Here is a 22,516-nt window from a genome sequence, read left to right as displayed (position 1 = left end):
GCGTTCCCTTCCGGGAACACCGGCCACCGTCTTCACCTCGGGCCTGTCCGACCGCTACTTCTGCTCCTCGCCGTGGATGCCGAGCCCCGGGATGATGTCCGGGAGCAGCGGCGGGAGCGTGACGTCCGGCTGCTTGGACGGCTTGCCGTCCTTGCCGTGCGGTGCGGTGCCGGCCGGGCCGGAGCTCTCCGCGCTCGGGGCCGGGTGGAGCAGGCCGGTGCCGCCGAGCAGCCCTTCCTGCTCGTCCTGGGCGCTCTGGGAGGGCGCCGCCGGGCGGTGGGGCGGGTGCTTGTCGCCGCCGCTCGCCGACGTGCGGGGTGCGGGGTCGCTGTGACCCGGGGTGCTCCGGTGGTCGGTGCGCGGGGGCGTGGCGGCGTGCCGGCCGTGGTTCTCGTGCCGCTCCTTGTCGTGGATCAGCGACTGCAGCGGCTCGATCTCGTCGTCTATGGCCCTGAAGACCGAGCTGACGTCGTCCCGGACGTCGGTGAGCTGGAGCGGCAGCCGGTCGCGGAGCTGGCTCCAGCCCTCGCGGTGCGAGGCGGTGAACGACGAGAGGCGCCGCAGCGGCCCCAGCGAACCGTCCTGGTGGTACGCGGCCCGCAGCAGGCGGTGGCCCTCGGAGACGTCCTGCCGCATGCCGGTGAGGGTCTTGCGGATCTCGCTCAGCGACTCGTGGTCGAGGTGGCCGGAGCGGCCGCGCTCCATCAGCCGACGGGCCTCCTGGAGGCGGGTGGACGCCTGGTCGAGGAGGATGTCGCCGCGCTCGGAGTCGCTGTCGGCCATGCCGAGCTTGAGGTCCTCCATGCCGCGCTTGAGCCCGTAAAGGGTGTCGCCCGGCAGGGCGTTGGAGCTGGCGGCGGCGACTCCGCCGAGGGCTCCGGCCGCCACGCCCACCGTGAGGCCGCCGGCCGCGAGCCCCTTGGACCAGCGGGAGCGCGGCTTGAGCCGGCCGAGCGGGCCGGCCCGGTGGGCTCCCCGGCCCGAAGACCCGGCGGCCCCGGCCGACCCCGAAGAGGCCCTGCGGGGCTCCGGGACGGTCGCGGTACCGCCGGCGAACTGGGCTTCCATGGCGGCGATCAGCTGCGCCCGCTGCACGGTCCGCACCTCGGGATCGAGCTCCGGGGCGGGCAGTGCGGCGAGGCCGCCCGCCAGGCTCAGCAGCCGTTCCCGTTCGGCCTCGTCCGCCGGTGGGCCGGTCCGTACGGCCGCCTCGCCCTGGAGTTCCTGCCCCTCCAGGGCTTGGGCGAAGGCGTTCGCCCGCCGGTGCGCCGAAACGTTCGCGATCACAGGCGGCACCTCCTCTCGTCATGACGATCGACTCCCCCGGACACCTGGAGGTTGCACGCCTTGAGTGCATCCACTCGATCGAGTGAGTGTGTGCGGGCATGGCGCGACAGCGGGAAGTCTGCATCCCGCACAACGAGCGGCGTGGCAGTCGGGTTACGCGCCGCCGTCGCGGGCGGGCCGTCGGGGCGGCCGGCCGGCGGGTCCCGGCGGCGTCTCACCGGGGTCGGCGGCGTCTCAGCGGGCGTCGTCGGGGAGGAGCCGCGCGAGGGTGCGGACGGCCCGGTACTGCAGGGTCTTGATCGCGCCTTCGTTCTTCCCCATCACCCGGGCGGTCTCGGCGACCGACAGGCCCTGGAGGAAGCGCAGGGTGACGCACTCCTGCTGCTGGGGGTTGAGCTTGCGCACCGCCTCCAACAGGGCGGCGTTGGAAAGGGATTCGAGGACGGAGTCCTCGGGGCTGCGCTCGACCTCGTTGGCGTCGAGCATCTCGCCGGTGGTCACCTCCAGGCGGAACCGGGAGGACTTGAAGTGGTCCGCGACGAGGTTGCGGGCGATGGTGACCAGCCAGGCGCCGAAGTCCCGGCCCTGCCAGGTGAAAGTGCCGATGCGGCGCAGGGCGCGCAGGAACGTCTCGCTGGTCAGGTCCTCGGCCGTGGCCCGGCCGCCGACGCGGTAGTAGATGTAGCGGTAGACGGTGTCGGCGTACTGGTCGTAGAGGCGGCCGAACGCCTCGGCCTCGCCGGCCTGGGCGCGCTCGACGAGGTCCAGCATGCGGGCGCTGTCGCTGTCGGCGCTGGGGCGGCGCGTGGGGGTGGTGGCCCCGGCGGCCGCGGTGCCGCGGCGGGCGCGTCTGCCGACGGCGGCGCCGGCCTCGGCGAGGGCGTAGCAGGGGCTCCTTTGCCCGGCAGCGCCAACGGCTACCGCGGGGACGGGTGTGGCGAGGGCGGGGACGGCGTACGCGGTGGGGACGAAGCCGCGCAGGCGGTCGACGACCGCTGCGCGCAGCGTAGCCAGGCCCGAGGCGTCAACCCCGACGTGTGGGTACACGGGACTCCCAGAGGCAGAGCTTCCATCACGTGCAGTGCCGGTGCTTTCACTCGACGTAGGGACAAGCGAGGTACCGGATTGCGTTTGAGGAGAATAACCCTTCGTACAGGCAGCACTACACCGAGTTGCTTAAATCGTCGTTTCCGTTCGCACTCCCACCCATTGCTGCACGTTCAAATATCGAACTCCCGGCGGAAGTTGACCGTATTTGCTGTGGGTGTGGCCGATTGGGCAGCGTGTTGTGGCAATCCGGACACGGCAGGACTGTCGGGGGCCGAGTGGGGGTATGACAACCGGATTGCCTGTGGGGGAACGCCGGTTACGCAGAGTGGCCAGTGGGGCGTCTGCGGCTCGCCTGGGTGATCGCCCGATCCGGTGATGGCGGGTGGACGGGCCGGGGCGCGGCATTTTTCGTCGGGGCGCGGCTCGTTGGCGGAACGCGGCCTGCTGACGAACGGGACTTGCCGTCGGAACGCGCGCCCGTCCCCGGGCATCGCGCCGGTGTCAGCGGCGGCGGCGGTGCAGGGCGGCGGCCGCGGCGGCGCCGCCGGCCAGGGCGCCCAGGCCGACGGCGGCCGGGATGCCGATCCGGGCCGCCTTGCGGCCGGTGCGGTAGTCGCGCAGCCGCCAGCCGTGCTCCCGGGCGTGGCGCCGCAGCCGCGCGTCGGGGTTGACCGCGCACGGGTGGCCGACCAGCGAGAGCATCGGGATGTCGTTGGCGGAGTCGCTGTACGCGGCGCACCGGGAGAGGTCCAGGCCCTCGGCCGCGACCAGGGCGCGGACGGCCTCGGCCTTGGCCGGGCCGTGCAGCATCTCGCCGACGAGCTTGCCGGTGTAGACGCCGCCGACGGACTCGGCGACGGTGCCCAGGGCGCCGGTCAGGCCGAGCCGGCGGGCGATGATCGTCGCGGTCTCGATGGGGGCCGCGGTGACCAGCCACACCTTCTGGCCGGCGTCCAGGTGGGCCTGGGCGAGGGCGCGGGTGCCGGGCCAGATGCGCTCGGCCATGTACTCGTCGTAGATCTCCTCGCCGACGGACATCAGCTCGGAGACCCGGTGGCCCTTGACGATCGACAGGGCGCTGTCGCGCGCGTCCTGGATGTGCGCCGGGTCCTCGTTGCCCGCCAGCCGGAACCACGCCTGCTGCCAGGCGAACCGGGCGAGTTCGCGCTTGCGGAAGAAGTGCCGCTTGTACAGGCCGCGGCCGAAGTGGAAGAGGGCGGCGCCCTGCATCACGGTGTTGTCGAGGTCGAAGAAGGCCGCCGCCTTGGTGTCGCCGGCGACGGGGAACTCCGGTTCCGCGGCCCGCGCGGCCTTCTTGCCGCTCGGGGCGGGGGCCTCCTCGACGGCGGCCGGCGCGGCCTCCCGGGCCTCCTGCTCCTGGACCGTCTTGCGGGCCGCCTCGGCCGCCGCCTCGCCCGCCCGGACGCTGCGCGCGGTGGCGTAGCGGCGCGGCGAGAGCCACGAGAGCCAGGACAGCCAGCGGAATTCGAGGCGCGCCCCGAAGGGGCTCCTGCCGGGACGGCGGTCGGGCGACGGGTGGGCCATGCCGCGAGCATAGCCAGTTTGTTCGGAGTGATCAGGGCGGTGCAGGAGCCCTGACATGAACGATACGTGTCGGTAACCTCCGCGGGCCCCCGGGCGCCGCCCGCGCCGGGCGGGTCAGCCGCCGAGGGCCTTGCGGAGCCGGTCCGGGTTCACGCGCCAGAAGTCGTGCTGCTCGCCGTCGATCAGGACGACGGGGATCTGCTCCCAGTACTTGCGGTGCAGCTCCTCGTCCTGGGTGATGTCCTTCTTCTCCCAGCGGGTGCCCAGGCCGCCGCAGACCTCGGCGATCACGGCCTCGGCGGCGTCGCAGAGGTGGCAGCCGGGCTTTCCTACCAGGGTGACCACTCGGTCGGCGGGGTTCTTGCGGCGGCGCAGCAGACTCATGTGGCCATTGTGCCGGGGCCGGAGGGGTGCGGAGAGGGCCGGACGGGCCCTGGTGATCAGGGGCGGGCGGCCGTTTCCGGGCGGGGCGGATAGGTGCCTGAGTCGACTACCATCGTGGGCGATTTGTAGGTGTCCGGGGGTATAGCGGTGAGGAGTGAGCGCCCGTGTCCCCGTCGACCGACCCCTGGTGCGGGCGTGACGTGCGTGGTTGTAGGCGTGACCCGGCCAATGGTTCCCCGAACGGGCCGAAAGACCGCGTGACGCCTGTCACTTTGCACGGACAAAGCGGACACCATCTTTGTGCACGCGTTCACAAAGACATAGCCTGCATACGACGGGGCGGTCCTGGGACAGGGCGCCGCCCGCAGCCCCGCTCTACCCGCAGGAGCACCGTGGCAACTGGCCGAACTCACCGACCGGCGACCCGAAGCCGAGGGATCCCCGAGGCCACCGTCGCCCGGCTTCCGCTGTATCTGCGCGCGTTGACCGCGCTCTCCGAGCGCTCGGTCCCTACGGTCTCCTCGGAGGAGCTCGCGACGGCGGCGGGGGTCAATTCCGCCAAGCTGCGCAAGGACTTCAGCTACCTCGGCTCGTACGGCACCCGCGGCGTGGGCTACGACGTGGAGTACCTCGTCTACCAGATCTCCCGCGAGCTCGGCCTGACCCAGGACTGGCCGGTCGTCATCGTCGGCATCGGCAACCTCGGCGCGGCGCTCGCCAACTACGGCGGCTTCGCCTCCCGCGGCTTCCGCGTCGCGGCCCTGATCGACGCCGACCCCGCGATGGCGGGCAAGCCGGTGGCCGGGCTGCCCGTGCGGCACACCGACGAACTCGAGTCGATCATCAGCGACAACGGCGTCTCCATCGGCGTCATCGCCACCCCGGCCGGCGCCGCCCAGCAGGTCTGCGACCGCCTGGTGGCCGCCGGGGTCACCTCGATCCTCAACTTCGCGCCGACCGTGCTCGCGGTGCCGGACGGCGTCGACGTCCGCAAGGTCGACCTGTCGATCGAGCTCCAGATCCTCGCGTTCCACGAGCAGCGCAAGGCCGGGGAGGAGCCGGGGCAGGGTGCGCGGACCACCGCTTCGCGATCGGGAAGCGCCCGTCCGGCCGCCGCCGCGGCCCGCGACGGCAGGAAGGGTCCGGACGGGGACGTCCCCGCCGTGATGCCGGCATGAGTCTGCTCGTCGTGGGTCTCAGCCACCGCAGCTCACCGGTGAGCGTGCTGGAGCGGGCCTCCCTGACCCCCGCGGCCCGTGCCGCGCTGGTGCACGACACCCTCGCGGCCGAGCCGGCCACCGAGGCGGCCGTGCTCGCCACCTGCAACCGGATCGAGCTCTACGCCGACGTGGACAAGTTCCACGCCGGTGTCGCCGAGCTGTCCACGCTGCTCGCCCGCCACACGGGCGTCCCGCTGGACGAGCTCACCCCGCACCTCTACGTCCACTACGAGGACCGGGCCGTCCATCACCTCTTCTCGGTGGCCTGCGGCCTGGACTCGATGGTCGTCGGCGAGGGCCAGATCCTCGGCCAGATCAAGGACGCCCTCGCCCTCGGCCAGGAGCTGCACTCCGCCGGCCGGCTGCTGAACGACCTGTTCCAGCAGGCCCTGCGGGTCGGCAAGCGCGCCCACAGCGAGACCGGCATCGACCGGGCCGGGCAGTCGCTGGTCACCTTCGGCCTGGAGCAGCTCCGCGACGGCCCCTCCGTCGAGGAGTGGGTCGCGGGCAAGCGCGCCCTGGTCATCGGCGCCGGCTCGATGTCCTCCCTCGCCGCCGCCACCCTCGCCCGCGCCGGCGTGGCCCACGTGGCCGTCGCCAACCGGACGCTGGAGCGGGCCCGGCGGCTGGTGGAGATCCTCACCGAGCCCGGCGCCCCCGGGAAGGTCACCGCCAGCGCGGTGGAGATGAGCGTCCTGCCCGAGGAGCTCGCGCTCGCCGACATCGTCGTCTCCTGCACCGGCGCCACCGGACTCGTCCTCACCGCCGACGCGGTCGCCACCGCGCTCGCCGGCCGGCCCGGCTGCGCCGTCGACGCCGACTGCACCCGCCTCGCCCTGCTCGACCTCGCCATGCCGCGCGACATCGACGCCGCCGCGCACGGGATCGACGGCGTGCGGTTCGTCGACATCGAGGCGCTCGCCGAGGCCTCGGCCGACGCGCCGATGGCCGCCGACGTGGACCGGGTGCGGACCATCGTCTCCGACGAGGTCGCCGCCTTCGGCGCCGCCCAGCGCGCCGCCCACATCACGCCCACCGTGGTCGCCCTGCGCACCATGGCCGCGGACGTGGTCGCCGGCGAGATCGCCCGGCTCGACGGGCGGCTGCCCGGGCTGGACGACAAGCAGCGCGCCGAGATCACCCAGACCGTCCGCCGCGTCGTCGACAAGCTCCTCCACGCACCCACCGTGCGCGTCAAGGAACTCGCCTCGACCCCCGGCGGCGCCGGCTACGCCGACGCCCTGCGGGAGCTCTTCGACCTCGACCCGCAGGCGGTCGCCGCCGTCAGCCGGGCCGACGCGCGGCACGACACCAAGAACAACGCACGGGAGTCGGCATGAACGGCACAACCCCGCTGCGCCTGGGCACCCGGCGCAGCAAGCTGGCCATGGCGCAGTCGGGCCAGGTCGCCGAGGCGGTGCGCCGGCTGACCGGCCGCCCGGTCGAGCTGGTGGAGATCACCACCTACGGCGACGTCTCGCGCGAGCACCTGGCGCAGATCGGCGGCACCGGGGTGTTCGTCTCCGCGCTGCGCGACGCGCTGCTCGCGGGCGAGGTCGACTTCGCCGTGCACTCGCTCAAGGACCTGCCGACCGCGCAGCCCGACGACCTCGTCCTGGCCGCCGTCCCGCGCCGCGAGGACCCGCGCGACGTGCTGATCGCCCGCGACGGCCTGACCTTCGAGGAGCTCCCGGCCGGCGCCCGGATCGGCACCGGCTCGCCGCGCCGCATGGCCCAGCTCAACGCCTGGGCCAGGACGCTCGGCAAGGAGGTCGAGACCGTTCCGGTCCGCGGCAACGTCGACACCCGGCTCGGCTTCGTCACCGACGGGGAGCTCGACGCGGTCGTCCTGGCCGCCGCCGGGCTGACCCGGCTCGGCCGGATCGACGTGGCGACCGAGTTCCTGTCGCCCGACACCGTTTTGCCCGCCCCCGGCCAGGGGGCCCTGGCGATCGAGTGCGCCGCGTCCGCCGCGCCGCTCGCCGCCGTGCTCGCCGAGCTCGACGACCCGCACACCCGGGCCGCCGTGACCGCCGAGCGTTCCCTGCTCGCCGCCCTGGAGGCCGGCTGCTCCGCACCCGTGGGTGCGCTGGCCGACTTCCTGGGAGACGAGCAGGACGTACCCGAAATGCGCCTGCGCGGCGTCGTCGGCACCACCGACGGCTCGACGCTGGTGCAGCTGTCCACCACCGGTCCCGTTCCCGCGTCGCACCACGACGCCCTGGCCCTCGGTCGCGAACTCGCGGCCGAGATGCTGGACAAGGGTGCGGCCGGTCTTATGGGGGAGCGAGCACATTGAACCCCACCGCCCCGAACCACCCCGCGCACGGGCACGTCACCTTCCTCGGTGCGGGCCCCGGCGATCCGGGACTGCTGACGCTCCGCGCCGTCGAGGCGCTGGCGTCCGCGGACGTCCTGATCGCCGACCCACAGGTGCTGGAGGTGGTGCGCGCGCATGCGCGCGCACATGTGGACATGCCGGCGCAGCCGGTCCCTGACGAGGCGTCAAAGGCCGTCGGCGTCCCTGTCCTCAGGGACACGGCCAATCTTGTCATGACGGCCGCGCGCGGCGGCAAGCGGGTCGTCCGTGCGGTCCTCGGCGACCCCGGCCTCGACGGGAACGCCGCCGACGAGATGCTCGCCTGCGCCGCCGAGGGCATCACCTTCGAGGTGGTCCCCGGCATCGCCACCGCCGTCGGCGTACCCGCCTACGCGGGGGTGCCGCTGCGCGACCCCAAGGGCGGGGACGTGCGGTTCGTCGACGCCCGGACCGCCTCCGAGACCTGCTGGTCCGAGGTGGGCGCGAGCCAGGCCACGGTCGTGGTGACGACCACCCTCGACTCGGTCACCGCCGCCGCCGGGGAACTGGTCGCGGCCGGCCGCAAGCCGGACACCCCGCTGAGCGTCACCGTCGCCGGCACCACCACCCGCCAGCGCACCTGGACGGCCACCCTGGGCAGCGTCGCCCAGGTGCTCAAGGCGGCGAAGGTGCTGCCGTCGCCCGACGGCGGGCAGCCGGTGATAGCCGTGGTCGGCGAGCGCAGCGCGGCCGACCACCGCGAGCCGCTGTCCTGGTTCGAGTCCAAGCCGCTGTTCGGCTGGAACGTCCTGGTGCCGCGCACCAAGGAGCAGGCCGCGTCGCTCTCCGACCAGCTCCGCTCGTACGGCGCCGTGCCGCACGAGGTGCCGACCATCGCCGTCGAACCGCCGCGCACCCCGCAGCAGATGGAGCGCGCGGTCAAGGGCCTGGTCACCGGCCGCTACGAGTGGATCGCCTTCACGTCGGTCAACGCCGTCAAGGCCGTCCGCGAGAAGTTCGAGGAGTACGGGCTCGACGCGCGGGCCTTCGCCGGCATCAAGGTCGCGGCCGTCGGCGAGCAGACCGCCAAGTCGCTGATCGAGTTCGGCGTCAAGCCGGACCTGGTGCCGAGCGGCGAGCAGTCGGCCGCCGGGCTGCTGGAGGACTGGCCGCCCTACGACCCGGTCTTCGACCCGATCGACCGCGTCTTCCTGCCGCGCGCCGACATCGCCACCGAGACCCTGGTGGCCGGCCTGATCGAGCTGGGCTGGGAGGTGGACGACGTCACCGCCTACCGGACGGTGCGCGCCTCGCCGCCGCCGGCCGAGACCCGCGAGGCGATCAAGGGCGGCGGCTTCGACGCCGTGCTCTTCACCTCGTCGTCCACCGTGCGGAACCTGGTCGGCATCGCCGGCAAGCCGCACAACGTCACCGTCATCGCCTGTATCGGCCCGGCCACCGCGAAGACCGCGGAGGAACACGGCCTGCGGGTGGACGTGCTGTCGCCCGAGCCCTCGGTGCACAAGCTCGCCGAGGCGCTCGCGGAGTTCGGGGCCGCGCGGCGCGACGCCGCGATCGAGGCCGGTGACCCGGTCACGCGCCCGAGCGAGCGGCGGCCCGGATCGCGTAGAAGGGCACGGAGTTGAGCACCACGTACGGCACGTTCCCGGGGGCCCGGCCCCGACGGCTCCGCACCACCCCGGCCATGCGCCGGATGGTCGCGGAGCACCGGCTGCACCCGTCCGACCTGATCCTCCCCGCCTTCGTGCGGGAGGGGGTCAGCGAGCCGGTGCCGATCTCGGCCATGCCCGGGGTCGTGCAGCACAGCCGTGACACGCTGCGGAAGGCCGCCGTCGAGGCGGTGGCCGCGGGCGTCTCCGGGATCATGCTCTTCGGTGTGCCCGAGGAGGCGAAGAAGGACGCCCTCGGGACGGCGGGCACGGATCCGGACGGCATCCTCCAGGTCGCCATCCGGGACGTGAAGGCCGAGGTCGGCGACGAGCTCGTCATCATGTCCGACCTGTGCCTGGACGAGTTCACCGATCACGGGCACTGCGGTGTGCTCGACGCGGAGGGGCGGGTCGACAACGACGCCACTCTCGAGCGGTACGCCGAGATGGCGCAGGTGCAGGCCGATGCGGGCGTGCACGTGGTGGGCCCCAGCGGGATGATGGACGGTCAGGTCGGGGTCATCCGGGACGCCCTCGACCAGACCGGGCACGAGGACGTCTCCGTCCTGGCCTACACCGCCAAGTACGCGTCCGCGTTCTACGGGCCGTTCCGGGAGGCCGTCGGGTCGTCCTTGCAGGGCGACCGGAAGACGTACCAGCAGGACCCGGCCAACCTTCGGGAGTCGATGCGCGAGCTCGCGCTCGACCTGGAGGAGGGGGCGGACATGGTGATGGTCAAGCCGGCTCTGCCCTATCTCGACGTGCTCGCGAAGGTCGCGGAGGCGGTGGACGTGCCTGTCGCGGCTTACCAGATCTCCGGTGAGTACGCGATGGTCGAGGCGGCGGCCGCGAACGGGTGGATCGATCGGGAGCGGGCCATTCTGGAGACCCTTACGGGGATCAAGCGGGCCGGCGCGAACATGATCCTTACGTATTGGGCGACGGAGGTTGCGCGGCAGTTGGGCTGACGCCTTGGGGGTTGCCCCTGTCCCGCCCTTTCACCGTTTCTTGCGGGGGCTGCGCCCCCGCGCCCCCGAAACCGCGCGTAGCCGCGAAAGGGGGGTCTGGGGGCTTGCCCCCAGGAATCGGCGAAGGGGCGGGACCGGGGCACACCCACCGTTTCAAACCCCCCGTGTCACCCACATAGGTCGTCTCTCCCCGAAACCGGTCACCCCTGGCGTCCGCAAACCGAACATGACTACTCTGCGTGTCAGATCGCTCACTCTGTGGAGGCGTGCATGAGTCATGAGCCGGATCTCGCCGACGACTGGGAATACACGCTCCAGGTCCCCTCCGACCCCATGGCACCGTGCATCGCCCGGCGCACCCTCCGCACCATCTTCGAGGAGCACGGGTTCCTCGAACTCGCGGACACGGCCGAGCTGTTGACGTCCGAGCTGGTGACCAACGCCTACCGGTACTCGGACGGGCCCGCGTCCGTGCGGGTGCGGCGGGACGGGGACCGGGTGCGGGTCGCCGTGTGGGACACCAATCCGCGGATGCCCGCGCTGGACGTGGCCCCGGTCGCCGACGAGGCCGAGCAGGGGCGGGGGCTCGGCCTCGTGCAGCGGTGTGCCGACAGCTGGGGCGGGTTCGCGCTCCGGGATCAACCCCAGGGGCTGGTGGGGAAGTTGATCTGGTTCGAGCTGGGAGCGCCGGCGGCCCCGGCCGGCTGAGGCGTCAGAGGCGCTCGGGCGTGTGGATGCCCAGCAGCGCCATGCCCTGCCGCAGCGTGCGGGCGGTCAGGTCGACGAGGAACAGGCGGTTCTCCACGACCTCCCGCGCGTTCTCGTCGGAGAGCACCTGGCACTGGTCGTAGAACGTCGTCAGCAGCGAGGCCAGCTGGTACAGGTACCCGGCCAGCTTGTGCGGCTCGTACGACGCGGCGACCTCCGTGACGACCTCGCCGAACTGGTCCAGGTGCAGGCCCAGCGCCCGCTCGGCCGGGGCCAGCGGCAGCTCCGGGTGGGCGGCCGGCGCGACCTCGCCCGCCCGGCGGAGGATCGAGCGGATCCGCGCGTAGGCGTACTGGAGGTACACGGAGGTGTCGCCGTTCAGCGACACCATCTGGTCCAGGTCGAACTTGTAGTCGCGGGAGACCGAGGTGGACAGGTCGGCGTACTTCACCGCGCCGATGCCCACGTGCCGGCCGTTCTCCACGATCTCCCGCTCGCTCAGGCCGACCTTCTCGGCCTTGTCGCGCACGACGGCCGTGGCCCGGTCGATCGCCTCGTCCAGCAGGTCCACCAGCCGGACGGTCTCGCCCTCACGGGTCTTGAACGGCTTGCCGTCCTTGCCGAGGACCGTGCCGAAGCCGAGCATCACGGCCTTGGTGTCGTCGGCCAGCCAGCCCGCCCGGCGGGCCGTCTCGAAGACCATCTTGAAGTGCAGCGACTGGCGGCTGTCCACCACGTACAGCAGGGTGTCGGCCTTCAGGTTGAACACCCGGTCGCGGACCGCCGACAGGTCCGTCGCCGCGTAGCCGAAGCCGCCGTCGGACTTCTGCACGATCAGCGGGACCGGCTTGCCCTCCGGGCCCTTCACGTCGTCGAAGAAGACGCACAGCGCGCCCTCCGAGCGGACCGCGACACCGGACTCCTCCAGGAGCCGGCAGGTCTCCGCGAGCATGTCGTTGTAGCCCGACTCGCCGACGATGTCCTCGTCGCGGATCTCCACGTCCAGCTTGTCGAAGACCGAGTAGAAGTAGATCTTCGACTCGTCGACGAAGCGCTGCCAGAGCGCGAGGGTCTCCTCGTCGCCCGCCTGGAGGTCCACCACCCGGCGCCGGGCGCGGGCCTTGAACGCGTCGTCGGAGTCGAAGAGGGCGCGGGACGCCTTGTAGAGCCGGTTGAGGTTGGACATCGCCTCCTCGCCGGAGACCTCGCCCTTGTGGTCCAGCTCGTGCGGGTGCTCGATCAGGTACTGGATGAGCATGCCGAACTGGGTGCCCCAGTCGCCGATGTGGTGGCGGCTGACGACCTTCTCGCCGACGAACTCCAGGATCCTGACGACCGAGTTGCCGATCACCGAGTTCCGCAGGTGGCCGACGTGCATCTCCTTCGCCACGTTCGGCTGCGCCCAGTCGATGACCGTGGTGCCGGGGTGCTCCTTGAAGGGCACGCCCAGCCGGTCGTCCGCGTACCGGGCGGCGAGGGTCCTGAGGATCGCGCCGTCGGTGAGGGTGACGTTGAGGAAGCCCGGGCCGGACACCTCGACGTCCGCGATCAGCTCGTCCGCCGGCAGGTTCTCGACGACCTTGCCCGCCAGCTCGCGCGGGTTCCCCTTGAGCTTCTTCGCCAGCGCCAGCATCCCGTTGGCCTGGAAGTCCGCCCGGTCGCTCCGTCGCAGCAGCGGGTCGGCGGAACCGGCCTCCGGCAGGGCCGCCGAGAGCGCGTCCGCGATGCGCCGGTCGAGCGTGGAAGCGAGGGAGGGAACCAAAGCCATGGGAAGCGGGCCCATTCCTTGTAGGAGGCGTGCGTGCTGAGGGCGACGTATGCAGGCAGAACGGCGCCGTCGCACCGAGTATCCCATGCCGATATCACAGGCCCCGCGCGCTTTTTCCCGCCTCCCCGGGCAACCGGCGGCCCCCCGCCGCCGTCTGGGACAATGGTCATGCCAGACCGTAAGGAAGGAAGTGCCGTGGCTCAGGCTCAGAGCACCGAGGCCGACTGGGTCTCCCGTTTCGCCGACGAGGTCATCGCCGAAGGCGAGCGCCGCGCGCCCGGCAAACCCATCGTCGTCGCGTCCGGCCTCAGCCCCTCCGGCCCGATCCACCTGGGCAACCTGCGCGAGGTCATGACCCCGCACCTGGTCGCCGACGAGATCCGGCGCCGCGGCCACCAGGTCCGCCACGTGCTGTCCTGGGACGACTACGACCGCTACCGCAAGGTCCCGGCCGGCGTCCCCGGCATCGACGAGTCCTGGGCCGAGCACATCGGCAAGCCGCTGACCTCGGTCCCGGCCCCCGCCGGCTCGGCGTACCCGAACTGGGCCGAGCACTTCAAGGCCGCCATGGTCGAGTCCCTGGCCGAGCTGGGCGTCGAGTACGACCCGATCAGCCAGACCGAGCAGTACACCTCCGGCGTCTACCGCGAGCAGATCCTGCACGCGATGAAGCACCGGGCCGACATCGACGCGATCCTCGACCAGTACCGGACGAAGGACAAGGCGACCGGCAAGCCGAAGCAGCAGCAGAAGAAGGTCGAGGAGGCCGAGCTGGAGGCCGCCGAGGGCTCCGGCGCGGCGAGCGAGGACGACGGCAGCGGCGGCGGCGCGGGCTACTTCCCGTACAAGCCGTACTGCGGCGCCTGCGAGCGCGACCTCACCACGGTCACCGCGTACGACGACGAGACCACCGAGCTGGCCTACACCTGCGTCTGCGGCCACTCCGAGACCGTCCTGCTCAGCGAGTTCAACCGCGGCAAGCTGGTCTGGAAGGTCGACTGGCCGATGCGCTGGGCCTACGAGGGCGTGATCTTCGAGCCCTCCGGCGTCGACCACTCCTCGCCCGGCTCCTCCTTCGTCGTCGGCGGCCAGATCGTCCGCAAGGTCTTCGGCGGCGAGCAGCCGATCGGCCCGATGTACGCCTTCGTCGGCATCAGCGGCATGGCCAAGATGTCGTCGTCGAAGGGCGGCGTCCCGACCCCCGGCGACGCGCTGAAGATCATGGAGGCGCCGCTGCTGCGCTGGCTCTACGCCCGCCGCAAGCCCAACCAGTCCTTCAAGATCGCCTTCGACCAGGAGATCCAGCGGCTCTACGACGAGTGGGACAAGCTGGAGGCCAAGGTCGCCGACGGCTCGGTGCTGCCCGCCGACGCCGCCGCGTACAGCCGCGCCGCCCGCACCGCCGCCGGCGAGCTGCCCCGCACCCCGCGCCCGCTGCCGTACCGCACGCTCGCCTCGGTCGTCGACATCACCGCCGGCCACGACGAGCAGACGCTGCGCATCCTCAGCGACCTCGACCCGGAGAACCCGGTCACCTCGCTCGACGAGACCCGGCCCCGGCTGGACCGCGCCGAGTACTGGATCAACACCCAGGTCCCGGCCGACCAGCGGACCATCGTCCGCGACGAACCCGACACCGAGACCCTCGCCGCCCTCGACGAGCAGAGCCGCGAATCGCTGCGGCTGCTCCTCGCCGGGCTGGACGAGCACTGGTCGCTCGACGGGCTCACCACCCTGGTCTACGGCGTGCCCAAGATCCAGGCGGGCCTGGAGCCGGACGCCAAGCCCACCCCCGAGCTGAAGGTCGCCCAGCGCTCCTTCTTCGCGCTGCTCTACCAGCTCCTCGTCGGCCGGGACACCGGGCCGCGGCTGCCCACCCTGCTCCTCGCCGTCGGCGCGGACCGGGTGCGCAAGCTGCTCGCCGTCTGACGCGCGTACGCGGAAGGGCCCGCCTCCCCGAGGGGAAGCGGGCCCTTCCGCGTACTTCCGCTACTTCTTGTTGGCGGCGGGCACCGAGGCCACCGCCTCCTTCGCCGCGGCCTGCGCGTCCTTGGTGAGGTCGGCCGCGCTCGGGCTCTTCGCGCCCTCGTAGCCCGCGCCGCTGTACTTCAGCGCCACCACCACGTTCGCCGTCCGGGCGACCACCGTGACGTTGGAGAACTCGACGTCCTGCTTCTTGGTCGTCGTCGTCACCGTCGTCGCCCAGTCACCGATGCCCGAGGTCTTGGTGGTCTTGACGTCCTTGGGGTCGTCCTCGGTGGTGGCCTTCTTGACCTGGCCGTCCGCGTAGATCTGGGCGCGCCGGTCCGCGGAGCTCTGGTTCGGGTCGCCGCTCAGGGCCATCATGTGCAGGTTCACCGACCGGAACTGCTGGTTGTCGGTGTCCTCGCTGTCCAGGCCGTTCCAGAAGCAGCTGCCGGTGAGCTGCTGCCCGTTCTTGTCCTTCGCCTTCGGCACCAGCTTCTCGACCGTCTTGGCCGAGATGGCCTTGCACAGGTCGGGGACCTTGGCGTACTTGCCGGCGGTGGCCGGCGGCGTGGCGCTGGACTTGGCCGGGGCGGAGGCCGAGGGCGTGGCGGAGTTCGAGGAGGAGCTCTTCTTCCCGCCGTCCGAGTCCGAGCAGCCGGCGACGAGCATCACCGGTACTGCGGCGCAGGCGAGGAGTCGGGCGAGTCGCGGAGCTGTTGGTCGGTGCATGGGTCCTTCGCTCAATCGGTGCGGGGCCGGACAGGGCTACTGGCACGGTACGCGGCCCGGCCGCGGCGGCGGCCGAAAAGGGAGTGGTACTCGCCGGGTCAGTTGCTGAAGTGCCCGGCCTCGATCTCGCGGGCCAGGCCGTGCGCCTTGCCCTGGAGGTCCTGGCTGCCCGGGACGTGCGTACGGTCGGTGGGCTGCTGGTGGTAGACGATCGTCACCAGGATGTTCGCGGCGCGGAAGACCAGCGTCACGTCCCGGTGCACATCGGCGCCGCCGGACGTCAGCCGGTCGCTGACGAACGCGTCGTCGCCGACGTCGTCCAGCGGCCGGGAGCCCAGCTCCGGCTCGTCGCGGGCCGGCGGGGTGGCCGTGGCGGCGGGGCGGGAAGAGGCGTCGGTGGCCTTCGGGTCGTTCTTCGCGCCCTTGGACTTGGCGTCCTTGGCTCCCTTGGAATCCTTCGGGGTGCCCTTGTCCTTGCCGGACGGCGGCGGCGAGGGCGCCTTCGCCGGGGAGGACGGCGAGGACCCCGACGACGCCTCGGGGATGTGCGCCGCGTCGGCCAGCTTGTCGTACAGCTGCCGCGCCCGCTCCTCGTCGCTCACCCCGGCCTGGTAGGACACCACCCGCTCGAAGTCGACCGACAGCCGGCGGGTGCCGTCCGGGGTCTCCTGGTTCCACCGGCAGCCGACGCGGCGGTCCGCGTCGTACGTGATGGTGGGCTGCCCGCGGTAGAGCTTCTCGGCGTCCGGGTCGCCGTCCTCGCCGCCGCCGGGGAGCATCCGGCGGAGCGTCTCGCGGCTGACGTAGCCGCACGGCTCGGGGAGGCTGTGGTACTTGCCCGGCTCGGCCGCGGGCGCCGCGGACTCGCCCAGGCCGGGCTTGGGGTCGTCGTCCCCGCCCGACCCTCCCGAGCCGCCGCTGCACCCGGCCAGCCCCGCCGCGAGCACGGCGGCGGCCAGCCCGGCCACCGGTGCAGCTACCAGCCGGTGCGCCTTTCGCTGCACTGTCCGTGGCTCCCTTCGCCCGCTCGTCCACGTGCTCCCGGCCCGTTCGGGGGCCGAAAACCGGTTGTCGCGGCTGGGGGGCCGCTGGACACAATGTCTACCGCACGCGCCGCCGCACCGCTGGTCCGCTGTCGTGAATCCACGGATTCATCCGGCTTTTGCGTTATCTACCGTTTATGGGGGAATGAGGAAATCATGCCGTACACCGAGCTGCCCGGCGCCCGGGTGCCGATCCGCATGTGGGCGGATCCGGCGTCGGTCGAGGACGGCGCCATGCAGCAGCTGCGGAACGTGGCCACCCTCCCGTGGATCGAGGGCCTGGCCGTGATGCCGGACGTGCACTACGGCAAGGGCGCGACCGTCGGCTCGGTGATCGCCATGCGCGGCGCGGTCTGCCCGGCCGCCGTGGGCGTGGACATCGGCTGCGGGATGTCCGCCGTGAAGACCTCCCTCACGGCGAACGACCTCCCCGGCGACCTCTCCCACCTCCGCTCCCGCATCGAGCGCGCGATCCCGGTGGGCTTCGCGATGCACGACGAGGCGGTGGACCCGAGCCGCCTGCACGGCTTCCCGACGGCGCCGTGGGACGACTTCTGGCGGCGGTTCGACGGGATCGCGGAGGCGGTCAAATTCCGTCGGGATCGGGCGTTGAAGCAGATGGGATCGCTCGGCGGCGGAAATCACTTTTGGGAATTTTGTCTCGATTCGGACAATTCGGTGTGGGTGATGTTGCACTCCGGATCGCGGAACATCGGCAAGGAGCTGGCCGAGTACCACATCGAGCAGGCTCGGAAGCTGCCGCACAACCAGGGGCTGGTCGACCGTGACCTGGCCGTCTTCGTGGCGGACACCCCCCAGATGGCGGCCTACCGGAACGACCTGTTCTGGGCGCAGGAGTACGCGCGCCTGAACCGCGAGATCATGATGGCGCTGTCGCTGGACGTGATCCGCCGGGAGTTCCGGAAGGCGAAGGTGACCTTCGAGCCCGTGATCTCCTGCCACCACAACTACGTGGCGGAGGAGACCTACGAGGGCATGGACCTGCTCGTCACCCGCAAGGGCGCGATTCGCGCGGGCGGCGGCGAGTACGGCATCATCCCCGGCTCGATGGGCACGGGCTCGTACATCGTGCGTGGTCTGGGCAACGCCGCGTCCTTCAACTCGGCCTCGCACGGCGCCGGCCGCCGGATGAGCCGCAACCAGGCGAAGAAGCGGTTCACCGAGCGGGACCTGGCGGAGCAGACCCAGGGTGTGGAGTGCCGCAAGGACCGCGGTGTGGTGGACGAGATCCCGGCGGCCTACAAGCCGATCGAGCAGGTCATGGACCAGCAGCGGGACCTCGTCGAGGTGGTCGCCAAGCTGAAGCAGATCGTCTGCGTCAAGGGCTGACGTCGTTCACTGGCACCGCAGGCGCCAGCGGCGGAGCTGGCAGGATTTCTCCGACCGGCCGAGCTGTTCGGCGGCTTCGCTGATGGTTGGAGCTGTCAGAAGGATCTGGTCCTCCCAGGGTGCCCAGGTCCGCCGCTGCCGAGGCGGTGCCATGTGGGACGGGCGTTTCCAAGCCGCCACTTCGGCCGCGGCAACGGATTTCCTGCGCAGAGCCAAGCAGCCCGGGTAGTACAGGTGCTCGGCCACAGCCGCTCCTGCTTCGCGCATGTACATCACGTTGTAGACCTGGTCGCGGGAGTTGCGGCTGGTCAGCTTGTGGAGGCCGAGTTGGAGCTTGGTGTGCCGGCACAAGAACGTCGCCACGGCGGTGCTCGCCGTGACCAGGCTGACGAACGGCAGCCCCTCGCCGGTGAAGCCGACCGCGCCGTCGGCGTCGATGAGCCCGCGCAGGTAGTCGCGCTGAGAGAGGGGCACCCTGGGCGGGGCGATGGTGCGCGACTTCTTCCCGTATGGAAGGCCCGCCTCGTTAAGCCGAGCTCTGGCCTCCTCCGCGCACAGGGTCCAGATGGCGGTCCTGTGGTTCTCTGCGAAGTTCGTGTTCCTGGTGCGCTCCCTGATCGTGCTGCGGTACGGGCAGAGCTCCTGGAAGGCGTGCAGGATGTCGATGTCCCGGTGGCTGATCTCGACGCTGAGGCGGCCTTTGCGTCCGGGGCCCGCGTGCAGGTGTCCGTCGGCTTGCAGGAAGCCGAACATGTAGGCGTACCGCGGATCTTCGAGGTCCATGAAGGTCATGCCTCGATCGTCGAACGTGTGACCACGCCCGCGAGGGTGAACGTATTTCGGTCACCCGAACGGGTGGGCGCACCGCTATTCCGGCGCGCCCCCGCCCGTCACGCGTCCTGCGGGTACCAGCGGAGTTCGATCGTGTTGCCGTCCGGGTCGCGGACGTAGAGGGACTCCGCCTGGCCGCGGGCGCCGAAGTTGTTCGAGGGGCCGCTGACGACGTCGAAGGTGCCGGCGTCGATGACCTGCTGCCAGTCGAGGGGCTCGACGACCAGGCAGAAGTGGTCGACGTTGGTCTCGCCGCGGTCGCGCGGGAACAGGTCGATGATGGTGCCGGCGGAGACGCGGACCGAGGGGAAGGGGACCTTCCCGGCGCGCCACTCGTCCACGCGGACCGGCTCCAGACCCAGTGGGCCGGTGTAGAAGGCCAGGGAGCGCTCGACGTCGGTGACGTTGAGGACGAGGTGGTCGAAGCCGGTGACGCGCATGGGTCAGTTCTCCTGGGGCTCGCGGTGCACCTTGTAGTTGGACGCCTGGGCGCGGGGGCGCAGCACGAGCAGGTCGACGTTCACGTGGTGCGGCCGGGTGACCGCCCAGGTGATCGTCTCCGCCACGTCCTCGGCTGTCAACGGTTCGCTGACGCCGGTGTAGACGGCGTCGGCCCTGCCCTCGTCGCCGCGGAAGCGGTTGAGGGCGAACTCCTCGGTGCGGACCATGCCGGGGGCGATCTCGATGACGCGGACGGGCAGCCCGTTGAGCTCCAGGCGCAGGGTCTCGGCGATGACGTGGGCACCGTGCTTGGCGGCGACGTAGCCGCCGCCGCCCTCGTAGGTGGCGAGGCCGGCGGTGGAGGAGACGATGACGACGGTGCCGGGGGAGTCCTTCCACAGGGGCAGCAGGGCCTGGGTGGTCTGGAGCGTGCCGAGGACGTTGACCTCGTACATGGCGCGCCAGTCGGCGGGGTCGGCGGTGGCGACGGTCTCGGTGCCGATGGCGCCGCCGGCGTTGTTGACCAGGACCTCGACCGGGGCGTAGTCGTCGAGGAAGACGGAGAAGACGGTGACGGCGTCGCGGTCGGTGACGTCGAGTTCGTAGGCGACGGCCTGGTGGCCGGCCTCGGTCAGCTCGGCGGCGAGGGCGTCGATGCGGTCCTTGCGGCGGGCGGTGAGGACGACGCGGTAGCCGGCGGCGGCCAGGGCGCGGGCGGTGGCGGCGCCGATCCCGCTGCTCGCTCCGGTGATCACGGCGGTGGGGGTGGTCATGGGGCCTCCTCGGGCGGCGGTGGCGGCACGGACGGGCGTGGCTGGTGCCGAGGATATGACGGGTGTTCGGGTGGGGTGCGGGGGCCTTCGGGTCGCCGGGCCTTCGGGGCGCCAGGGAGCTGAGCCGTCGGGCCGTCGGGTCTTCAGGGAGCCCGAGCGGGAGCCCGAGCCGCCGGGCCCCGGGCCGTCAGGGCCAGACCAGGCAGTACGGCTGGTGGCCGGCCTCGTGCAGCCGGTGGCTGAAGTCCTGCCACTCGTGGAGCAGCCGGTAGACCGTGAAGGCGTCGCGGGGGCCGCCCCGGTCGGGGACGGTGGACCAGATGAAGGCGGCGGCGCCGACGGATTCCTCGCCGATGCCGCGCAGCGGGTCGACGACCGTCATGGGCAGCTTGACGACCGCGTAGTCGGGGTGGAGCACGACCAGTTCCAGCGGGGGCACCTTGTGCAGGGGTATGCCCTGGATGCCGGTGAGCACCATGGCGGCGACGGTCTCCGGCTTGATCCTGGTGAACATGCCGCCCATGCCCAGCTCGTCACCGCCGAGCTCTTCGGGGCGCATGGAAATGGGCACGCGTGCCGCGGTGGCCCCGTTGGGCGCGCCGAAGTACTTGTAGGTCACCCCCACTCGGCCACTCCTGATCGCGCTGTGTCCCCCGTCGACCCTGTCGTTGTCGTCGGGCCTGCCGGCTCCGTCGGCCCTGCCCGCCCCGCCGGGTCCCCCGACGCCGTCCGGGCCGCCGGCCCTGAGGTGGTCGTCCCGCCGGTGCCGGCCCCTGCGGGGCGGCCGGGCTCGCTCGGGCCCCAGGTCGTCGGTGCCCTCACCCAGTCCGCCACCGCGATGCATATCTCCACCCGATCGCTTTTTTACGCAGCACAGCCCCCGCCGCGCAACCCGATCATCGTCTCAGACACCTCCCCCGTCGAGAGCGTGTGAAACGCCCGGACACACGTGCCCACGGGGCTCTGAGACCATGGCTAGCGTGAGCTACCCCTCTTCGGCCCCAGTGTCCCAGATGCGCGGGGGCTGACACCCGGTCGGAAGCAGGAGAAAAACCAGCGAACCCGAGCGAACCCGAGCAGGGTCCACAAGCCGGGGCGTGCGGCGGCCGTCGCCGTCCCTCCCTACGTCTGTCGCAGGCAGGAACAGAGTGCCTTATTCATATGAAGCCCCAGTGTCCCAGACGCTCTTCGAGCGCGCGGCGGTCGTGACGCCCGGTGGCGTGAACTCTCCGGTGCGGGCGTTCCGCGCCGTGGGCGGTACGCCCCGGTTCATGGTGTCCGCGACCGGTCCGTACCTCACCGACGCGGACGGCCGGGAGTACGTGGATCTGGTCTGCTCGTGGGGGCCGATGATTCTCGGCCACGCGCACACCGAGGTGATCGCGTCGGTGCAGGCCGCAGTGGCCCGCGGCACGTCGTTCGGCACGCCCGGCGAGGGCGAGGTGGCCCTCGCCGAGGAGATCGTGGCGCGGGTGGAGCCGGTGGAGCAGGTGCGCCTGGTCTCGTCCGGGACCGAGGCGACGATGTCGGCGATCCGGCTGGCGCGCGGGTTCACCGGCCGGGCGAAGGTGATCAAGTTCGCGGGCTGCTACCACGGCCACGTGGACGCGCTGCTGGCCGCGGCCGGCTCGGGGGTGGCGACGTTCGGGCTGCCGGACACGCCCGGTGTCACCGGTGCCCAGGCGGGCGACACGATCGTCCTGCCGTACAACGACCTGGAGGTCGTGCACGAGGCGTTCCACGCGTACCCCGGCGAGATCGCCTGTGTGATCACCGAGGCGTCGCCGGGCAACATGGGCGTGGTGCCGCCGCGGCCGGGCTTCAACGAGGGTCTGAAGCAGGCGTGTGCCAAGAACGGCGCCCTGTTCATCTCCGACGAGGTCATGACCGGCTTCCGGGTCTCGAAGGCCGGCTGGTACGGCGTGGACGGCGTCAAGCCGGACCTGATGACCTTCGGCAAGGTCATGGGCGGCGGTTTCCCGGCGGCGGCGTTCGGCGGCCGGGCCGATGTGATGGCGCACCTGGCCCCGGCGGGCCCGGTCTACCAGGCGGGCACCCTGTCCGGGAACCCGGTGGCGACGGCGGCGGGCCTGGCGCAGCTGCGGCTGCTGGACGACGCCGCGTACGAGCGGGTGGACGCGGTCTCCGCGGAGATCAGCGGGCTGGTGACGGCGGCGCTGACGAAGGAGGGCGTGGCGCACCGGCTGCAGACGGCGGGCAACATGTTCTCGGTCTTCTTCACGGACCGGGAGGTCACGGACTACGAGCTGGCCAAGCGGCAGCAGTCGTTCCGGTACACCGCCTTCTTCCACTCGATGCTGGCGCAGGGCGTCTACCTGCCGCCGTCGGCGTTCGAGTCCTGGTTCGTGTCGACGGCCCACGACAGCGCGGCGATCGAGCGGATCGCGGCGGCCCTGCCCGCGGCGGCGCGGGCGGCGGCCGAGGCGACGGAGGAGCAGAAGTGAGTGGCGAGGGCAACGAC

20 protein-coding genes are annotated in these 22,516 nt (G+C 71.8%); 9 read left to right on the top strand and 11 right to left on the bottom strand.

Features of this window, described 5'->3' with window-relative positions; genetic code table 11:
* Window positions 1-54: 54 nt before the first annotated feature.
* The 4 genes from J7W19_RS14720 to J7W19_RS14705 form a co-directional block, all read right to left on the bottom strand.
* Window positions 55-1,287 carry a DUF5667 domain-containing protein gene (locus J7W19_RS14720; protein ID WP_004943552.1) on the bottom strand — a complete coding sequence of 411 codons (1,233 nt, stop codon included), beginning with the start codon at window positions 1,285-1,287 and terminating at the stop codon, window positions 55-57.
* A gap of 234 nt (window positions 1,288-1,521) precedes the next feature.
* Window positions 1,522-2,334 (bottom strand): ECF subfamily RNA polymerase sigma factor, BldN family, encoded by an 813-nt coding sequence (locus J7W19_RS14715; protein WP_004943555.1) that lies wholly within the window; start codon window positions 2,332-2,334, stop codon window positions 1,522-1,524.
* A 504-nt stretch (window positions 2,335-2,838) separates the two neighbouring features.
* Window positions 2,839-3,813 (bottom strand): HAD family hydrolase, encoded by a 975-nt coding sequence (locus J7W19_RS14710; protein ID WP_040889431.1) that lies wholly within the window; start codon window positions 3,811-3,813, stop codon window positions 2,839-2,841.
* A 183-nt stretch (window positions 3,814-3,996) separates the two neighbouring features.
* Window positions 3,997-4,266 (bottom strand): glutaredoxin family protein, encoded by a 270-nt coding sequence (locus J7W19_RS14705; RefSeq protein WP_004943561.1) that lies wholly within the window; start codon window positions 4,264-4,266, stop codon window positions 3,997-3,999.
* Between the two features lie 392 nt (window positions 4,267-4,658).
* On the opposite strand from J7W19_RS14705, the gene J7W19_RS14700 reads away from it, so the two are divergent.
* From J7W19_RS14700 to J7W19_RS14675, 6 genes are all read left to right on the top strand, one after another.
* A complete protein-coding gene (locus J7W19_RS14700) occupies window positions 4,659-5,444 on the top strand; it encodes a redox-sensing transcriptional repressor Rex (RefSeq protein WP_004943564.1) in 786 nt (261 codons plus the stop codon).
* Window positions 5,441-6,826: a glutamyl-tRNA reductase gene (locus J7W19_RS14695; RefSeq protein WP_004943567.1), complete on the top strand. Its 1,386-nt coding sequence runs from the start codon at window positions 5,441-5,443 to the stop codon at window positions 6,824-6,826. Before J7W19_RS14700 ends, J7W19_RS14695 begins: the two co-directional genes overlap by 4 nt.
* Window positions 6,823-7,785, top strand: a complete 963-nt coding sequence (gene hemC / locus J7W19_RS14690; RefSeq protein ID WP_004943570.1) for a hydroxymethylbilane synthase — start codon at window positions 6,823-6,825, stop codon at window positions 7,783-7,785. Before J7W19_RS14695 ends, hemC begins: the two co-directional genes overlap by 4 nt.
* The gene (locus J7W19_RS14685) at window positions 7,782-9,431 is read left to right on the top strand and encodes a bifunctional uroporphyrinogen-III C-methyltransferase/uroporphyrinogen-III synthase (RefSeq protein ID WP_004943574.1); all 1,650 of its coding nucleotides are present in this window, start codon (window positions 7,782-7,784) and stop codon (window positions 9,429-9,431) included. Before hemC ends, J7W19_RS14685 begins: the two co-directional genes overlap by 4 nt.
* A complete protein-coding gene (hemB, locus tag J7W19_RS14680; RefSeq protein ID WP_004943579.1) occupies window positions 9,428-10,423 on the top strand; it encodes a porphobilinogen synthase in 996 nt (331 codons plus the stop codon). The genes J7W19_RS14685 and hemB overlap by 4 nt, the downstream gene beginning before the upstream one ends.
* A 270-nt stretch (window positions 10,424-10,693) precedes the next feature.
* Window positions 10,694-11,131 (top strand): ATP-binding protein, encoded by a 438-nt coding sequence (locus J7W19_RS14675; protein WP_004943582.1) that lies wholly within the window; start codon window positions 10,694-10,696, stop codon window positions 11,129-11,131.
* A 4-nt stretch (window positions 11,132-11,135) separates the two neighbouring features.
* Here J7W19_RS14675 and argS read toward each other — a convergent pair whose 3' ends face one another.
* Window positions 11,136-12,899: an arginine--tRNA ligase gene (argS, locus tag J7W19_RS14670; RefSeq protein ID WP_004943587.1), complete on the bottom strand. Its 1,764-nt coding sequence runs from the start codon at window positions 12,897-12,899 to the stop codon at window positions 11,136-11,138.
* 195 nt (window positions 12,900-13,094) lie between these two features.
* Between argS and lysS the strand changes: the two genes are divergently transcribed.
* Entirely contained in the window at window positions 13,095-14,828 is a 1,734-nt protein-coding gene (gene lysS / locus J7W19_RS14665) for a lysine--tRNA ligase (protein WP_004943590.1), read from the top strand.
* Between the two features lie 60 nt (window positions 14,829-14,888).
* Here the strand turns inward: lysS and J7W19_RS14660 are convergent, their stop codons facing one another.
* Together J7W19_RS14660 and J7W19_RS14655 are read right to left on the bottom strand one after the other, a co-directional pair.
* Window positions 14,889-15,596, bottom strand: coding sequence for a DUF3558 domain-containing protein (locus J7W19_RS14660; RefSeq protein WP_040889410.1), 708 nt, complete (start codon window positions 15,594-15,596; stop codon window positions 14,889-14,891).
* A 98-nt stretch (window positions 15,597-15,694) separates the two neighbouring features.
* Window positions 15,695-16,600, bottom strand: coding sequence for a hypothetical protein (locus tag J7W19_RS14655; protein ID WP_040889412.1), 906 nt, complete (start codon window positions 16,598-16,600; stop codon window positions 15,695-15,697).
* Window positions 16,601-16,795: 195 nt separating this feature from the next.
* On the opposite strand from J7W19_RS14655, the gene J7W19_RS14650 reads away from it, so the two are divergent.
* Entirely contained in the window at window positions 16,796-17,989 is a 1,194-nt protein-coding gene (locus J7W19_RS14650) for an RtcB family protein (protein ID WP_004943597.1), read from the top strand.
* Between the two features lie 6 nt (window positions 17,990-17,995).
* Here the strand turns inward: J7W19_RS14650 and J7W19_RS14645 are convergent, their stop codons facing one another.
* The 4 genes from J7W19_RS14645 to J7W19_RS14630 form a co-directional block, all read right to left on the bottom strand.
* Window positions 17,996-18,781 carry a hypothetical protein gene (locus tag J7W19_RS14645; RefSeq protein WP_004943600.1) on the bottom strand — a complete coding sequence of 262 codons (786 nt, stop codon included), beginning with the start codon at window positions 18,779-18,781 and terminating at the stop codon, window positions 17,996-17,998.
* Between the two features lie 98 nt (window positions 18,782-18,879).
* Window positions 18,880-19,260 carry a VOC family protein gene (locus tag J7W19_RS14640; RefSeq protein ID WP_004943602.1) on the bottom strand — a complete coding sequence of 127 codons (381 nt, stop codon included), beginning with the start codon at window positions 19,258-19,260 and terminating at the stop codon, window positions 18,880-18,882.
* Window positions 19,261-19,263: 3 nt separating this feature from the next.
* Entirely contained in the window at window positions 19,264-20,034 is a 771-nt protein-coding gene (locus J7W19_RS14635) for an SDR family oxidoreductase (RefSeq protein ID WP_004943605.1), read from the bottom strand.
* Between the two features lie 187 nt (window positions 20,035-20,221).
* Complete coding sequence (locus J7W19_RS14630) at window positions 20,222-20,878, bottom strand: hypothetical protein (RefSeq protein ID WP_078587967.1); 657 nt, start codon at window positions 20,876-20,878, stop codon at window positions 20,222-20,224.
* A gap of 304 nt (window positions 20,879-21,182) precedes the next feature.
* Here J7W19_RS14630 and hemL point away from each other — a divergent pair, with 304 nt between their 5' ends.
* Entirely contained in the window at window positions 21,183-22,499 is a 1,317-nt protein-coding gene (gene hemL / locus J7W19_RS14625) for a glutamate-1-semialdehyde 2,1-aminomutase (RefSeq protein WP_040889416.1), read from the top strand.
* Window positions 22,500-22,516: the final 17 nt, after the last annotated feature.

It is taken from the genome of Streptomyces mobaraensis NBRC 13819 = DSM 40847 (genome assembly GCF_017916255.1).
Taxonomy (GTDB): domain Bacteria; phylum Actinomycetota; class Actinomycetes; order Streptomycetales; family Streptomycetaceae; genus Streptomyces; species Streptomyces mobaraensis.
This window is presented reverse-complemented; position numbering and strand designations above follow the sequence as displayed.

Excerpts from the sequence above, each read along its gene's own strand:
- J7W19_RS14705 (WP_004943561.1), bottom strand. The coding sequence starts at position 4,266 with ATGAGTCTGCTGCGCCGCCGCAAGAACCCCGCCGACCGAGTGGTCACC.
- J7W19_RS14695 (WP_004943567.1), top strand. The coding sequence starts at position 5,441 with ATGAGTCTGCTCGTCGTGGGTCTCAGCCACCGCAGCTCACCGGTGAGC.
- hemC (WP_004943570.1), top strand. The coding sequence starts at position 6,823 with ATGAACGGCACAACCCCGCTGCGCCTGGGCACCCGGCGCAGCAAGCTG.
- J7W19_RS14675 (WP_004943582.1), top strand. The coding sequence starts at position 10,694 with ATGAGTCATGAGCCGGATCTCGCCGACGACTGGGAATACACGCTCCAG.
- argS (WP_004943587.1), bottom strand. The coding sequence starts at position 12,899 with ATGGCTTTGGTTCCCTCCCTCGCTTCCACGCTCGACCGGCGCATCGCG.
- J7W19_RS14660 (WP_040889410.1), bottom strand. The coding sequence starts at position 15,596 with ATGCACCGACCAACAGCTCCGCGACTCGCCCGACTCCTCGCCTGCGCC.
- J7W19_RS14650 (WP_004943597.1), top strand. The coding sequence starts at position 16,796 with ATGCCGTACACCGAGCTGCCCGGCGCCCGGGTGCCGATCCGCATGTGG.
- J7W19_RS14645 (WP_004943600.1), bottom strand. The coding sequence starts at position 18,781 with ATGACCTTCATGGACCTCGAAGATCCGCGGTACGCCTACATGTTCGGC.
- J7W19_RS14640 (WP_004943602.1), bottom strand. The coding sequence starts at position 19,260 with ATGCGCGTCACCGGCTTCGACCACCTCGTCCTCAACGTCACCGACGTC.
- J7W19_RS14635 (WP_004943605.1), bottom strand. The coding sequence starts at position 20,034 with ATGACCACCCCCACCGCCGTGATCACCGGAGCGAGCAGCGGGATCGGC.
- J7W19_RS14630 (WP_078587967.1), bottom strand. The coding sequence starts at position 20,878 with ATGCATCGCGGTGGCGGACTGGGTGAGGGCACCGACGACCTGGGGCCC.